The organism is Rubrivivax benzoatilyticus JA2 = ATCC BAA-35 (assembly GCF_000190375.1).
In the GTDB taxonomy this organism is placed as follows: domain Bacteria; phylum Pseudomonadota; class Gammaproteobacteria; order Burkholderiales; family Burkholderiaceae_C; genus Rubrivivax; species Rubrivivax benzoatilyticus.
The window spans coordinates 24,058-38,627 of record NZ_AEWG01000154.1; the positions used below are offsets into that span (position 1 = coordinate 24,058).

Below are 14,570 nucleotides of genomic sequence, written 5' to 3' on the forward strand. Positions count from 1 at the left end.
TCCTTGATGACGGGCCCAGACTAGGCGCGCGTTTGTATCGAATTTTTGCGCTGCCTCAATCGCCGTGCCGCTATCCCGACTTTCCTCGGAGGATGTCGATCGGGGTATTCACCACGGCCTGCGGGTCTGGTGCAGGCGTCGCCGCCAGGAAGGGCAGCTCGGGTTCGGCCTCGGCCGCGGTGCGCCGTGGCGTGGCGCTTGCGCGACGGCCGGATGCCGCCGCGGCGGCGCTGTCGGCGCGCACCAGCGTGGCAGCGCGCACCCCCAGCAGCCGCAGCCGGCGCGACAGGTCCACGCGCTTGAGGCATTGACCGGCGGCGCGGCGGATGGCGGCGGCGTCGACCACCGGCCCGGGCAGCGTCAGGTCGCGCGTGACGGTGCGGAAGTCGTCGTAGCGCAGCTTGATGCCGATGGTGCGCGCGGCGTAACCCTTGCGCTGCAGGTCGGCGGCGACACGTTCGGCGAGGTCGGTGAAGACCGCGGTCAGCCGGGCCCGGTCCTGCACCGCGTGCAGGTCGCGTTCGAAGGTCGTCTCGCGGCTCACCGACACCGGCTCGCTGTGCGTCACGACCGGCCGGTCGTCCTGGCCGTGCGCGGCGTCGTGCAGCCAGGCGCCGTAGCTGCGGCCGAAGTGTTCCTGCAGCCAGGCGCGTTCGCGTGTCGCCAGGTCGCCGATCGTCGCCACGCCCAGCGCCGCCAGCTTGGCGCCGGCCTTGGGGCCGATGCCGTTGATGCGCCGCACCGGCAGCGGCCAGATGCGTGTCGGCAGTTCGGCGGCGGTGACGACGCTCAGGCCGTCGGGCTTGTCCAGCTCGGAGGCGATCTTGGCCAGCAGCTTGTTCGGCGTGACACCGATCGAGCAGCTGAGGCCGGTCGTGCGACGCACGTTGTTGCGGATCTCCTGCGCCACCGCGCGCACGCCGCCGGCCGGGTCGTGGCCGACGGCGTCCTGGGCGCCGGGCACCTCGGTGAGGTCGATGTAGATCTCGTCGATGCCGCGGTCCTCGATGACCGGGGCGATCTCGGCGACCGCGGCCTTGAACCGCCGCGAGTAGCGCCGGTATTCGTCGAAGTCGGTGGGCAGCAGCACCGCCTGCGGGCAGCGCAACGCGGCTTTCATCAGCCCCATGCCCGAGTGCACGCCATAGTCGCGTGCCGCGTAGGTGGCGGTGGTGACGACGCCGCGCCCGGCGTAGCCGGCGAGCGTCGCGAACCTTCGGCTGCCGTCGGCCAGCAGCTCGGGCTGGTGGCGCCGGCCGCCGCCGACGACCACCGGCTGGCCGCGCAGCTCGGGGTAGCGCAGCATCTCGACCGACGCGTAGAACGCGTCCATGTCGAGATGCGCGATCCAGCGCGTGCGCGGCTTCATCGGCGCAGCGGCGCCGCCGCCGTTCAGGCGCCCAGACGGGCGCGGTGGCGTTCGATCTGCGCGCGCACCTGCGCCGGGGCGGTGCCGCCGACGACGTTGCGTGCGTTCAGCGAGCCGGCCAGCGTCAGCACCTCGAAGACGTCCTCGCCGACCGCGGCGTTGAAGCCCTGCAGCTCGGCCAGCGTCAGCTCCGAAAGATCCACGCCGCGGCCCAGCGCAACCTTCACGGCGTGCGCCACGACCTCGTGCGCGTCGCGGAAGGGCAGGCCCTTCTTGACGAGGTAGTCGGCGAGGTCGGTGGCGGTGGCGTAGCCGCGGCGAGCGGCACGTTCCATCGCCTCGGGCTTGACGCGGATGCCGCCGACCATCTCGGCCAGGATGCGCAAGGTGTCGCGCAGCGTGTCGACGGTGTCGAACAGCGGCTCCTTGTCTTCCTGGTTGTCCTTGTTGTAGGTGAGCGGCTGGCCCTTCATCAGCGTGATCAGGCCCATCAGATGGCCGACGACACGCCCGCTCTTGCCCCGCGCCAGCTCGGCGACGTCGGGGTTGCGCTTCTGCGGCATGATCGACGAGCCGGTGCAGTAGCGGTCGGCCAGGTCGATGAAGCCGAAGTTCTGGCTCATCCACAGTACCAGCTCTTCGGACAGGCGCGAGACGTGCACCATCGCGATCGAGGCGCAGGCGCAGAACTCGAGCGCGAAGTCGCGGTCGCTGACCGCGTCCAGGCTGTTCTGGCAGACGCCGTCGAAGCCCAGCGTGCGCGCGACACGCTCGCGGTCCAGCGGGTAGCTGGTGCCGGCCAGCGCGGCGGCGCCCAGCGGCAGGCGGTTGGTGCGCTTGCGCACATCGGCCAGGCGTTCGGCGTCGCGCGCGAACATCTCGACGTAGGCCAGCAGGTGGTGCGCGAAGCTGACCGGCTGCGCGACCTGCATGTGGGTGAAGCCCGGCATCACGGTGTCGGCATGGCCGGCGGCCAGCTCGACCAGCGCACGCTGCAGCTCGACGAACAGCGTGGACAGGCCGTCGATCTCGTCGCGCAGCCACAGGCGCACGTCGGTGGCGACCTGGTCGTTGCGGCTGCGGCCGGTGTGCAGACGCTTGCCAGCGTCGCCGACGAGCTGCGTCAGCCGGGCCTCGATGTTCAGGTGCACGTCTTCCAGTTCGAGCTTCCACTCGAAGCGGCCGCCCTCGATCTCCTCGACGATCTGCGCCATGCCGCGGCGGATGGCGTCCAGGTCGGCGCCGGCGATGATGCCCTGCGCGGCCAGCATCTCGGCGTGGGCCAGGCTGCCCTGGATGTCGGCGCGCCACAGGCGCTGGTCGAAGCCGACGCTGGCGGTGTAGCGCTTGACGAGCTCGCTCATCGGCTCGCTGAACAGCGCCGACCAGGCCTGGGACTTGTTGTCGAGGGGATTCGCTGACATGCGGGGGAGGCTGGCTGCCGCTGGCGCGGCGGGACTTCGTATTATCCGGCGGCGATGGACGAAGCCGGCCCCGACGCCTCCAGCAGCCCGCCGTCGCCCCCGGTCTGGCACGACACCTGGCCGGCCGGGCGAGGCCTGTCGTTCACGCCCAGCCGCTTCGACCGCCTGGCCGAGCAGCGTGCCCGCGACGAGGCCCGGCTCGCCGCCGCCTTCGACGTCTGCCAGCCGGCGCTGGCACTCCGCGCCGCGCTGCTGGTGCCGACGGTGCTCGTCGTCGTCGCGCTGGCCCAGGCCGCGGACGTCGCCGACTGGCTGGCGCGTGCCGCCGCCGCGGCCTTCGCCGGTGCCGGCGGCACGCTGCTGTGGCTGGTGGCGCTGTGCTCGTCGCGCACGGCACTGGCGCGGCTGTCCTCGGGCGCGCGGGCCGGTGCGGTGCTGCTGGGCGGCGCCGCCTGCGCGCTCGTGGCCTGGGCGCCGCTGGTGGCCATCGGCCTGGCCGACACGGCCGGCGGGTTGCGTCTGGCGGGCATCGCGCTGGCGGGCGCCGGCTTCGCCGCGCTACTGTGGCTGTGGCTGGACCTGCGCGCGCGCAGCGCCGTGCCGGCGGACACCAGCGCGCGCCTGGTCGAGCTGCAGTCGCGCATCCGCCCGCACTTCCTGTTCAACGCGCTGAACACCGCGCTGGTGCTGGTGCGCGTCGACCCGGCGCGCGCCGAACGCGTGCTCGAGGACCTGGCCGAGCTGTTCCGGGCGGCGCTGGCCGAGGTCGGCGAGTCGGTCGCGCTGGCCGACGAAATCGAGCTGGCGCGCGCCTACCTGGCGATCGAGCAGGCACGCTACGGCGAGCGCATCACCGTCGACTGGGATCTGGACGCCGCCGCCGGCGCGGCGCGTGTGCCGCCGCTGGTGCTGCAGCCGCTGGTGGAGAACGCGGTGCGCCACGGCGTCGAGCCGGCGGCCGAAGGCGGGCGCATCCGCGTCGCCACCTGCCGCCGGCGCGGCCAGGCCATCGTCACCGTCAGCAACACCGTGCCGGAGCAGCCGTCGGCGCCCGGCCACGGCATGGCGCTGGACAACGTGCGCGAGCGCCTGCAGCTGCTGCACGACGTGGCCGCCGAGGTCGAGGTCTGGCGCGAGGGACGCGAGTTTCACGCCCGCCTCGTGCTGCCGCTGTAGCGCACGACGATGGCCGCGCCGCTGTCGGTCCTGATCGTCGACGACGAACCGCTGGCGCGGCTGCGGCTGCGCACGCTGCTGGGCGCGGTGACGCAGCCGGCGCTGGTGATCGCCGGCGAGGCCGGCAGCGCCGAGCAGGCGATGGCCCTGGTGCGCCGCGAGCCGCCGGACCTGCTGCTGCTGGACGTGCGCATGCCCGGCCGCGGCGGGCTGGCGCTGGCCGCGGCGCTGCACGAGTTGCCGCGCCGCCCGGCGGTGGTCTTCGTCAGCGCGCACGGCGAGCACGCGCTCGAGGCCTTCGACGTCGAGGCCGTCGACTACCTGACCAAGCCGGTGCGGCTGCAGCGGCTGCAGGCCGCGCTGGAGCGTGTGGCTGCGCGGCGCGCGCCGCCACCGGCGCCGCCGGCAGGGCCGGTGCTGGTGGTCAGCGAACGGGGCCGGCTGCGGCGCGTGCCGCTGGCCGAGCTGCTGTACCTGCGCGCCGAGGCCAAGGCCGTGCTGCTGCGCACGCCCGCCGAGACGATCGTGCTGGACGAGACCCTGGCCGAGCTGGAGCAGCGGCTGGGGCCGGGTTTCGTGCGCATCCACCGCAACGCGATCGTCGCGCGCGCCGCGGTGCGCGCGCTGGAGCCGCGCGACGCCGACGAAGGCTGGGCGGTGCGCATCGCGCCGGGCGACGAATGGCTGGCGGTATCGCGCCGCCAGCTCGCCGCGGTGCGCGAGGCGCTGGGGGAGGGCTGAGGGCGGCGCCGGTCCCCGCCCCGGGGCTCAGCCCGTGTTGCGCAGCCCGGCGGCGATGCCGTTGATCGACAGGTGGATGCCGCGCTGCAGCCGCGCGACCACCGGGTCCTCGGCGGCGGTGTCGGGCTTGCGCTGGCGGAAGCGCCGCATCAGCTCGACCTGCAGGTGGTTCAGCGGGTCCAGGTACGGGAAGCGGTGCTCGATCGAGCGCGCCAGCGCCGGGTTGGACTGCAGGCGCGAGGCTTCGCCGGTGATCTGCTCCAGCGCCTGGCCGACACGTTCCCACTCGGCGCGCATCGTCGTGAACACGCGCCGGGCGGCACGTTTGTCCTCGACCAGCTCGACGTAGCGCGCGGCGATGCGCAGGTCGGTCTTGGCCAGCACCATGTCCAGGTTGGACAGCAGCGCGCGGAAGAACGGCCACTGGCGGTACATGCGCTGCAGCAGCTCCAGCCGCGCCGCCTGAGTCGTCTCGTCGCCGAGGAAGTCCTCGACCGCCGAGCCGAAGCCGTACCAGCCCGGCAGCGCCAGCCGGCACTGGCCCCAGGAGAAGCTCCAGGGGATGGCGCGCAGATCCTCGATCGCGCGCGTCGCCTTGCGCGAGGCCGGGCGCGAGCCGATGTTGAGCTCGGCGATCTCGCGGATCGGCGTCGCGGCGAAGAACCAGTCGACGAAACCCGGGGTCTCGTAGACCAGCGCGCGGTAGGCGGCGAAGCTGGCGTCGCTGAGCCGTGCGGCGGCGTCGAGGAAGGCCTTGGGCGCGCTCTTCGTCGGGTGCAGCAGCGTCGCCTCCAGCGTCGCCGCGACCAGGGTCTCCAGGTTGCGCCGGCCGATCTCGGGGTTGGCGTACTTGGAGCCGATGACCTCGCCCTGCTCGGTGAGGCGGATCTGGCCGTTCACCGTGCCCGGCGGCTGTGCCAGGATGGCCTGGTAGCTGGGGCCGCCGCCGCGGCCGACGGTGCCGCCGCGGCCGTGGAACAGGCGCAGCCGGATGCCGTGTTCGCGGTTCAGCGCGGCGAAGAACTCGGCCAGCGCGACCTCGGTGCGGTAGAGCTCCCAGTTGCTGGTGAAGAAGCCGCCGTCCTTGTTGCTGTCGCTGTAGCCCAGCATCACATCCTGCTCGGCGCCGCTGCGCACGACCATCGCCGTGATGCCCGGCAGCGCGTAGTAGGCGCGCATGATGGCCGCCGCCTGGCGCAGGTCGCCGATGGTCTCGAACAGCGGCACGACGATCAGGTCGGCCACGGCGTCGCGGTCCAGCGTGCCGCGCAGCAGGCCGGCCTCCTTCTGCAGCAGCAGCACCTCGAGCAGGTCGGAGACGTCCTCGGTGTGCGAGATGATGTAGTGGCGCAGCGCCTCGCGGCCGTAGCGCTGGCGCGCCTCGCGCGCGGTCTCGAAGACTTCCAGCTCGCTGGTCGTCAGCGCCGAGTATTCGGCGCCGCGCACGCGCAGCGGCCGCGCGTCGTCGAGCAGGCGCAGCAGCAGCGCGCGCCGCGCGGGCTCGTCCAGCGCCGCGTAGTCGTCTTCCAGCCGCGCCACGCGCAGCAGCTCGGCGACCACGGCCTCGTGCTTGTCGCTGCTCTGGCGCAGGTCCAGCGTCGCGAGGTGGAAGCCGAAGACCTGCACCGCACGCATCAGCGGCGCCAGCCGCGGCGCGATCAGCGCCTGGGCGTGGTGGTGGCGCAGCGAGCGCTCGACGACACGCAGGTCGGCGAGGAACTCCTCCGGCCCGGCGTAGGCCTGCTGCGGCGCCACGGCGTGGCGCAGCGCCTCGGTGCCGGTGAGCTCGTGCAGCGTCGAGGCCAGGCGGGCGTACAGGCCGACCAGGGCGCGCCGGTAGGGCTCGTCCTCGCGGTGCACGTTGCGGTCCGGCGAACGTTCGGCCAGGGCCTGCATCTCGGCCGTCACCGGGGCCAGCATTGCGCTCATCGACAGCTCGCTGCCGAGCTCGTGGACCTCGGTCAGATAGAAGCGCAGCGCGGTCTCGCACTGGCGCGACAGCGCCCGGCGCAGCGTGCGCGCGTCGACGTTGGGGTTGCCGTCGCGGTCGCCGCCGATCCAGTGGCCCATGCGCAGGAAGGGCGCCACCGGGTGCCCGGGCAGCGCGCGCTCGAGCTCGCGGTACAGCCGCGGGATCTCGCGCAGGAACGTGATCGGGTAGTAGCCGAGCGCGTTCTCGATCTCGTCGGCCACCGTCAGCCGGGCGGTGCGCAGCATGCGCGTCTGCCAGAGCTGGGTGACGCGCGCGCGCAGCAGTTCCTCGTTCTCGCGCCGCTGCTCGTCGGTCAGCAGCTCGTCGCGCTGGCCGATCAGCTCGGCGACGGCGCGCTCGGCGTCGAGGATGCTCTTTCTCTGCACCTCGGTCGGGTGGGCGGTGAGCACCGGCGAGATGTAGGCCTGCTCCAGCGTGCGCGCGATGTCGGCGCTGCGGTGGTCGGCGGCGTGCAGGCGCTCGATGGCCATGGCCAGCGAGCCCTCCTGCAGATGGCCCTCGCGCTCGTGCACGCGGCGGCGGCGCACGTGGTGGCGGTCCTCGGCGATGTTGGCCAGGTGCGAGAAGTAGCTGAAGGCGCGGATGACGCTGACCGTCTGGTCGGCCGACAGGTTCTTCAGCAGCCGGTCGAGCACGCGCCCGGCCGAGGCGTCGGCCTTGAGCCGGTAGGCCACGGAGAGCTGGCGCACGCGCTCGACGAGCTCGTAGGCCTCGGTGCCTTCCTGCTCCCGGATGACGTCGCCGAGGATGCGTCCAAGTAACCGGATATCCTCGACCAGGGGGCGATTCTTCTCCGCGGCCTCGGCTGCACCATGGTGCGTCGAGGTCTTTCGCAGGGCGGCGGCAGGCGCGGGGCGTCGCGTCATCGGGGCTCCCAGAAGGCGTAACCGGATTACCGATTCTGGCACGTCCTGCGCGTTGTCGATAATTGCGTCATGAGCTCCAACACCATCATCGCCACCCGCGAAAGCCGCCTGGCCCTCTGGCAGGCCGAACACGTCCGCGACGTGCTGACCGCTCGCTTCGGCCTCGCCGTCGAACTGCTGGGCATGACCACCAAGGGCGACCAGATCCTCGACCGCGCGCTGTCCAAGGTCGGCGGCAAGGGCCTGTTCGTGAAGGAGCTCGAGACCGCGCTCGAGGAAGGCCGCGCCCACCTGGCCGTGCACTCGCTGAAGGACGTGCCGATGGACCTGCCGCCCGGCTTCGCGCTGGCCGCGATCTGGGAGCGCGAGGACCCGCGCGACGCCTGGGTGTCCAACCAGTACGAGAACCTCGACGCGCTGCCGCAGGGCGCCTGCGTCGGCACTTCCAGCCTGCGCCGCGTCGTGCAGCTGCTGGCCCGCCGCCCCGACCTGAAGATCGAGCCGCTGCGCGGCAACCTCGACACGCGCCTGCGCAAGCTCGACGAAGGCGGCTACGACGCCATCGTGCTGGCCGCCGCCGGCCTGAAGCGCCTGGGCCTGGGCGCGCGCATCCGTTCGCTGTTCGATACCTCGGTGATGATCCCGGCCGCCGGCCAGGGCGCGCTGGGCATCGAGATCCGCGAGGACGACACCCGCCTGAAGGAGCTGCTGGCGCAGACCCTGCACCTGCCGACCTTCCTGGCCTGCCACGCCGAGCGCGCCGTGTCGCGTTCGCTGGGCGGCAGCTGCTCGATGCCGCTGGCCGCCTTCGGCCAGTGGAACGACGGCGTGCTGACGATCGACGCCGCGCTGGGCCACAGCACCGAGCTGACGCGCCCGCTGATCAAGGTGCGTGTCACCGGCACGCCGACCGACGAGGCCAGCGCCCGCGCGCTGGGCGAACATGCCGCCGCGCTGCTGCGCGAGGCCGGCGCCGGCGACTATCTGCCGGCCTGCTGACGGTGCGCATCATCGTCACCCGGCCGGCGGATCAGGCGGCCGCCTGGGTGGCGCGGCTGCAGGATCTGGGCGCCGACGCCGCGGCGCTGCCGCTGATCGGCATCGAGCCCGCCGAGGACCCGCAGCCGCTGCGTGCGGCCTGGCGGTCCCTGGCCGACTACGCGCTGGTGATGTTCGTCAGCCCGAATGCCGTCGCCCATTTCTTCGCGCTGCGGCCGGCCGGCTGTGACTGGCCGGCGGCGACGCTGGCCGGCTCGGTCGGCCCGGGTTCGTCGGCGGCGCTGCGCGAGGCCGGCGTCGGCGAGCGTGTGGTCGAGCCCGCCGCCGACGCCCGGGCTTTCGACTCCGAGGCGCTGTGGCTCCAGCTGCAGGACCGCGACTGGGCCGGCCGCCGCGTGCTCGTCGTGCGCGGCGAGGACGGGCGTGAATGGTTGGCCGAGACGCTGCGCGGCCGCGGTGCCTTCGTCGAGTTCGTTGCCGCCTACCGCCGCCGTCCGCCCCGGCCCGACGAGGCCGGCCGGGCGCTGCTCGATGCCGCGCTCGCCTTCCCGCACGAGCACCTGTGGCATTTCAGCAGCAGCGAGGCCGTCGGCCACCTGCGTGCCCTGGCGCCCGGTGCCGACTGGTCGCGTTCGCGCGCCGTCGCTTCGCATCCGCGCATCGCCGCGGCGGCGAGGGCGCTGGGCTTCGCCGATGTGGCCGAGCTGCCGCCCTCCGTCGAGGTGGTGGCCGAATGGGCCTCGCGCAGGCCGCCGATAGAATCGGCGTCCCTGTGACCGAGCCCGTCTCGCCCCCTTCTCCAGACCCGGTGCCGCCGGCCCCCGCGCCGGTGCCCGTGGCCGCCGCCGCGCCGTTGCTGCCGGCGCGCTGGATCGCGACTGCCGCCGCCGTGCTGGCCGCGCTGGCCACGGCGGCCGGCGTGCTCGCCTGGAACACCCAGCAGCGCGTGAAGGCGCTGGAGACCGAGCTCGTCAAGCGCCAGCAGGACGCCGGCGCCGAGGCTGCCGAGGCCCGCGTCGCCGCACGGTCCGCGCAGGACGTCGCGCGTGACGCGGCGGCCAAGCTGGCAGTGCTCGAGGCGCGGGTCGCCGAGTCGACGATCCAGCGCGGCCAGCTCGAGGACCTCATCCAGTCGCTGGCCCGCTCCCGCGACGAGAACGTGCTCGCCGACGTCGAGAACGCGATCCGCGTCGCGATGCAGCAGACCGCGATCACCGGCAGCGCCGAGCCGCTGGTGGCCACGCTCAAGCAGGCCGACGAACGGCTGGCGCGCTACAAGGAACCCCGCCTGGAGCGGGTGCGCCGGGCGCTTGCCCAGGACCTGGACCGCGCCCGCTCCGTCGGTGGCGCCGACCTGGCGCTGCTGGCGATCCGGCTCGACGAGGCGATCCGCACGGTCGACGAGCTTCCGTTGCTGTCGGCGGTCGACCATCGCCGGTCCGCGGCGCGCCCGGCCGCGACGGCGGCACCGGCGCCCGCCTCCGGCGCGTCGTCGGCCGAGGCGGCCGCGTCCGGGCTGCCCTGGGGCGAACGCTGGAAGCTGGTGGCCGGGACGATCTGGCAGGAGGTGCGTGAACTGGTGCGCGTGACGCGCATCGAGCACCCCGAGGCCATGCTGGTCGCGCCCGAGCAGACCTGGTTCCTGCGCGAGAACCTCAAGCTGCGCCTGCTCAATGCCCGTCTGGCGCTGCTGTCGCGCCAGTTCGACACGGCGCAGTCCGACCTGCGTGACGCCTTGTCGGCGCTCGACCGCTATTTCGACCCGCAGTCGCGCCGCGTCGCGGCGACGCTCGAGCTGGTGCGCCAGGTGCAATCGCAGGCGCGCGTGGCCACGGTGCCGCGGCCCGACGCCACGCTGGCCGCGATCGCGACGGTGGCGGCCGGACGCTGAGGGCCGGGGCGACCGCGATGCGCATCGTCATCTGGCTCGTGCTGCTGTGCGTGGTGGCGGTCGTTGCCGCGACCACGCTGGGCAGCAATGACGGCGTCGTCACGATCTACTGGCGTGGCTGGCGCACCGACCTGTCGCTGAACCTGTTCGTGCTGATCGTGGTTGGCGGCGCGTTCGCGATCACGTCGGCGGCGCAGGCGGTCAATGCCTTGGTCACCTTGCCCAAGCGCGCCGGCGAATGGCGCGCGCTGCGCCGCGAGCGTCTGGCGCAAGCGGCGCTGCGCGAGGCCCTGGCCGAGTATTTCAGCGCCCGCTACAGCCGGGCCCACAAGGCGGCCTCGCGGGCGATCGCGATCCAGCAGGATTCGCCCGAGCTGCGCGCCGACGCCGAGTTCTCGGTGCTGGCCCATCTGCTGGCCGCCGGCAGCCTGCATCGCCTTCAGGACCGCACGCGGCGCGACGAACTGCTTCGCCAGATGCCGGTGGCGGGCCGCAAGGGCGGTGTCGGCGCCGGCCGCAGCGTCGACGACGGCGCCCGGCTGCTGGCTGCCGAGTGGGCGCTCGATGACCGCGACGCCGGCCGTGCGCTGGAGTTGCTGGCCGAGCTGCCCCCGGGCGTCGCCCGCCGCACCCAGGCCCTGCGTCTGAAGCTGCAGGCTTGCCGCCTGGCGCGGCGGCCGCTGGAGGCGCTGCACACTGCGCGTCTGCTGGCCAAGCACCAGGGCTTTTCGCCGGTGGCGGCGCTGGGCCTGCTGCGCTCGCTGGCCTTCGAGGCGCTGGAGGGGGTTCACGACACGCAGCAGCTTCGCCAGCTGTGGGACGAGTTCGACGCCGCCGACCGGCGCGACGCGATCGTCGTCGCCCGGGCGGCGCGCCGTGCGGCCGCGCTGGGTGCCGTCGACACCGGTCGCGACTGGTTGCGGCCGTTCTGGGAGCGCGCCGGTGAACTGGCGCGCGACGAGCGCGAGGAGATCGCGCTGGCGCTGATCGACTGTGTCGCCGGCGTCGGCAGCGATTGGCTGCCGCGTTTGGAACAGGCCGCGGCCGCCCACGCCCACGAGCCGGCCGTGGTGGCGGCCGTCGGCACGGTGTATGCCGAGCGCCAGCTGTGGGGCAAGGCGCGCCGTCTGCTCGAGCAGGCGGCGGGTTCGCCGGCGCTGTCGTCCATGGCGCGTCGCCGCTGCTGGCGCCTGCTGGCGCGCCTCGCGCGCGAGGAGTCGGACGAGGATCGTGCACGTGATTGCGAAAATTTTGCTGCGGGGCTGGACTAATCGAAAAAACGTGCTATAGTTTCTTTCTTCGCGGCTGTAGCTCAGCTGGATAGAGTACTTGGCTACGAACCAAGGGGTCGTGGGTTCGATTCCTGCCAGCCGCACCAGAACTACGTTCTAGAAAACGGGTTAGCTCCGAAAGGGCTAACCCGTTTTCTTTGTCCTGTGGGTTCTGCGTGCCGCACGGCACACGTGCTGTCGCGTGTGACTTCGCTTCGGCGACCGGCCTCGGTCGGTGCTCGGGGCATGCTCGGTAGCCCGTTGCCGATCGGCTTTGAGCGGATCCTGCTGCTGTTCGCGTGGTTGCGCGTGCGTCCACTCGATGAATGACGTCGTGGCGCCTTTCGTGTCGCCGTCGCCGGCCCCCGTTCATCTGCGTCAAACCGTGTTCGTCGTGCCGGTTAATCCGGTCATGGCGTCGCCGATACCAGGGCGTCCGTCTTTGCCGCATCGCCGATGCCGGGCCGGGGTAGCGGGCAGTGCCGCCGGTCGGGTGCTCGTCTTCCTGCCGCTTGGCATCGACATTGGACGGATGCCGCTGATGTTTGAGGCCATCGGCTGTGACCTGCGTCGTGGCCTCGCGGTGACCAACGTTGCCTCCGTCCGTGTCTTCTGGCGGCTGCATCCGCCTGGCGCCGAGGCGACTCGGGCGCCTGCCACGAACCGAGGGAGAAAACATGAATACCAAGAACGTCGTCGTCACGCTGTTGGCGCTGCTGTCCGTTTCCGCCATGCCGGCCAGCGCCGAGTCCGCCGGCGACTGGTACGAGCGCATGGGCAAAGGCGATTGCACGACTGCGCTCGAGGAGCTGCGTCGCGGCGCCGAGTCCGGCGATGCCTCTTATCAGAACGCACTGGCCGGTGCGTACTACGACGGCGTCTGCGTCCAGCGGAGCCGCGAGGACGCCGCGGCCTGGTATCGCAAGGCGGCCCTGCAGGGCCATGGCGCGTCCCAGTATGGCGTTGCCTATCTGTACGTGAAGGGCGAGGGGCTGCCGCAGGACTACGCGCAGGCGGCCTCGTGGTTCCGCAAGGCCGCGGACCAGGGGCACCTCGCAGCCGGGAACTGGATCGGCTGGCTGCACGAGCAGGGGCTCGGCGTCCAGAAGAGTGTCGGCGAGGCGTCCCGTTGGTACCGCTGGGCGGCCGAGCGGGGTGATGCCATCGCGCAGCGCAACTTCGGTCGGCTGCTGTTCAATGGCAGTGGCGTCAAGAAGGATGTGGCCGCGGCCGCGGGCTGGTTCCGCAAGTCGGCGGACCAGGGTGACGCCGATGCGCAGAACTGGATCGGCTGGATGTCAGAGCGAGGGCAGGGTCTGCCTCAGGACTACGTCCAGGCGGTCGTCTGGTACCGGTACGCGGCAGAGCAGGGTCTCGCGATGGCGCAAGCCAATCTTGGGGTTCTGCTGGCCTCGGGTCTCGGCGTGACGAAGGATCCGGAGCAGGCGGCGGCTTGGTATCGCAAGGCCGCAGAACAGGGTGAGCCTCGCGCCCAGTACCTTCTCGGTGTCGCCCTGGCCGGCGGCGATGGCGTGGCCAAGGACGCCCACGAGGCGGTCGTCTGGTATCGCAAGGCGGCCGAACAGGGGCGCGCGCGTGCCCAGTTCAAGCTTGCCTATGCGTATGCCAGCGGCGAAGGTGTCGAGAAGAGTCCTCGCGAGGCTGCCGCCTGGTATCTCAAGGCTGCCGAACAGGGCGACTCGGACGCGCAGAACAACCTCGGCCTCCTATATGAACTGGGTGACGGCGTGCGACAGGACGCGAGCGAAGCCGCGCGCTGGTACGAGCTCTCGGCGCGCCAGGGCAATGCCTGGGGGCAGCGAAACATCGCGCTGATGCTGCGCGACGGCGAAGGGCTCCCTGCGAGCCCGATCCAGGCCTACGCGTGGCTCAACCTCGCGGCCAGTGCCGACACGCCGCATCCCGATGCGGCGGAAGAGCGCAACGCGCTCGCCGCGCGGTTGAGCAAGGCTCAACTTCAGGATGGGCAGCGCCTGGCGCGCGCTTGGAAGCCGGGCTCTGCGATGGGTGCGCCCCGGGTGAAGGCCGAAGCCCCGGCCCCGGCGCGCCCGGCGTCGGCCGACGGTCTCTATCCGGCGCGCCCGGCCGCCCGCCCGGGCGTGACGACCTGCAACACCCGCTGTGTCAACGGCGACTGCTATCGCACCTACGACAGCGGACGCAAGGTCCGCTTCCAGGCGCGCCAGCGTTTCAATCCGCTGACCAGCCAGCTCGAGTGGGACTCGGGGGCCTGCTGAGTCGTGTCCAGCGTGCGGGTGCGATGCTCGGGCGTGCTGTGCCGGCAGGGCTGTGCCTACGCTTGTGTCGTGCAGTCGCTGACTCGCGAGACGTACGCGGACCCGAGGTGCGCCTTTGGGTCCGCGAGGTGCTTCTGCAAGGTGCCTCCGGCGGGAAGAGTGGGGGAGGGCGCCGCAGTCGCGGCGGCGTGGCGACCTGTCCCTGTCGCCGCGGGGCCGGATCGGGCAGGGCTCTCGGGTCAGCGGGGCTAGGTCATGGCTGGCCGCTGTCGACGTCGGTGACGGTGTCCTGCAAACTTTTATCGTTGAACCGCTTGCAATCGGTTTTGGAGCCGTGCTACAGTCACAGGCTCCGCTGATCGACGGTGGTGCTTCGAAAGAAGCGGTGCCGGAGAAACTCTGAAAAGGGTTTCGACGAAAAGCGGAAAAGCCGAGTGCTTGACAGGGTTTAAAAAGAATGTCAGAATCTCGGTCTTCGCTGAACAAACAGCGACGCAGCGAAAGCAGCGAAGTTCTTTAACAACATACAGCCGATAAGCGTGGGCGTTTGAAGGCGAGTGCCAAGAAGTCGCAAGACTTCGA

10 protein-coding genes and 1 tRNA gene are annotated in these 14,570 nt (G+C 72.0%); 8 read left to right on the forward strand and 3 right to left on the reverse strand.

Annotation, left to right across the window (positions count from 1 at the left end; genetic code table 11):
* Nucleotides 1-70: 70 nt before the first annotated feature.
* Nucleotides 71-1,369, reverse strand: a complete 1,299-nt coding sequence (gene dinB, locus RBXJA2T_RS17255) for a DNA polymerase IV (RefSeq protein ID WP_009858712.1) — start codon at nucleotides 1,367-1,369, stop codon at nucleotides 71-73.
* Nucleotides 1,370-1,392: 23 nt separating this feature from the next.
* Nucleotides 1,393-2,793: an argininosuccinate lyase gene (gene argH, locus RBXJA2T_RS17260; protein ID WP_009858713.1), complete on the reverse strand. Its 1,401-nt coding sequence runs from the start codon at nucleotides 2,791-2,793 to the stop codon at nucleotides 1,393-1,395.
* A gap of 54 nt (nucleotides 2,794-2,847) precedes the next feature.
* On the opposite strand from argH, the gene RBXJA2T_RS17265 reads away from it, so the two are divergent.
* Nucleotides 2,848-3,969, forward strand: a complete 1,122-nt coding sequence (locus RBXJA2T_RS17265; RefSeq protein WP_009858714.1) for a sensor histidine kinase — start codon at nucleotides 2,848-2,850, stop codon at nucleotides 3,967-3,969.
* 9 nt (nucleotides 3,970-3,978) lie between these two features.
* Nucleotides 3,979-4,710 carry a LytR/AlgR family response regulator transcription factor gene (locus tag RBXJA2T_RS17270; RefSeq protein WP_009858715.1) on the forward strand — a complete coding sequence of 244 codons (732 nt, stop codon included), beginning with the start codon at nucleotides 3,979-3,981 and terminating at the stop codon, nucleotides 4,708-4,710.
* Between the two features lie 27 nt (nucleotides 4,711-4,737).
* Here RBXJA2T_RS17270 and ppc read toward each other — a convergent pair whose 3' ends face one another.
* Nucleotides 4,738-7,569: a phosphoenolpyruvate carboxylase gene (ppc, locus tag RBXJA2T_RS17275; RefSeq protein WP_237704900.1), complete on the reverse strand. Its 2,832-nt coding sequence runs from the start codon at nucleotides 7,567-7,569 to the stop codon at nucleotides 4,738-4,740.
* A 69-nt stretch (nucleotides 7,570-7,638) separates the two neighbouring features.
* Between ppc and hemC the strand changes: the two genes are divergently transcribed.
* The 6 genes from hemC to RBXJA2T_RS17305 all read left to right on the forward strand — a co-directional run bounded on the left by hemC (nucleotide 7,639) and on the right by RBXJA2T_RS17305 (nucleotide 13,988).
* Entirely contained in the window at nucleotides 7,639-8,568 is a 930-nt protein-coding gene (hemC, locus tag RBXJA2T_RS17280; protein ID WP_009858717.1) for a hydroxymethylbilane synthase, read from the forward strand.
* A gap of 2 nt (nucleotides 8,569-8,570) precedes the next feature.
* Nucleotides 8,571-9,344 (forward strand): uroporphyrinogen-III synthase, encoded by a 774-nt coding sequence (locus RBXJA2T_RS17285; RefSeq protein ID WP_009858718.1) that lies wholly within the window; start codon nucleotides 8,571-8,573, stop codon nucleotides 9,342-9,344.
* 32 nt (nucleotides 9,345-9,376) lie between these two features.
* The gene (locus RBXJA2T_RS17290; RefSeq protein WP_009858719.1) at nucleotides 9,377-10,459 is read left to right on the forward strand and encodes a uroporphyrinogen-III C-methyltransferase; all 1,083 of its coding nucleotides are present in this window, start codon (nucleotides 9,377-9,379) and stop codon (nucleotides 10,457-10,459) included.
* 17 nt (nucleotides 10,460-10,476) lie between these two features.
* Nucleotides 10,477-11,730 carry a heme biosynthesis HemY N-terminal domain-containing protein gene (locus tag RBXJA2T_RS17295; RefSeq protein ID WP_009858720.1) on the forward strand — a complete coding sequence of 418 codons (1,254 nt, stop codon included), beginning with the start codon at nucleotides 10,477-10,479 and terminating at the stop codon, nucleotides 11,728-11,730.
* Nucleotides 11,731-11,760: 30 nt separating this feature from the next.
* A tRNA-Arg gene (locus RBXJA2T_RS17300) sits at nucleotides 11,761-11,837 on the forward strand.
* A 570-nt stretch (nucleotides 11,838-12,407) separates the two neighbouring features.
* Nucleotides 12,408-13,988, forward strand: a complete 1,581-nt coding sequence (locus RBXJA2T_RS17305; RefSeq protein ID WP_009858721.1) for a tetratricopeptide repeat protein — start codon at nucleotides 12,408-12,410, stop codon at nucleotides 13,986-13,988.
* Nucleotides 13,989-14,570 lie beyond the last annotated feature (582 nt).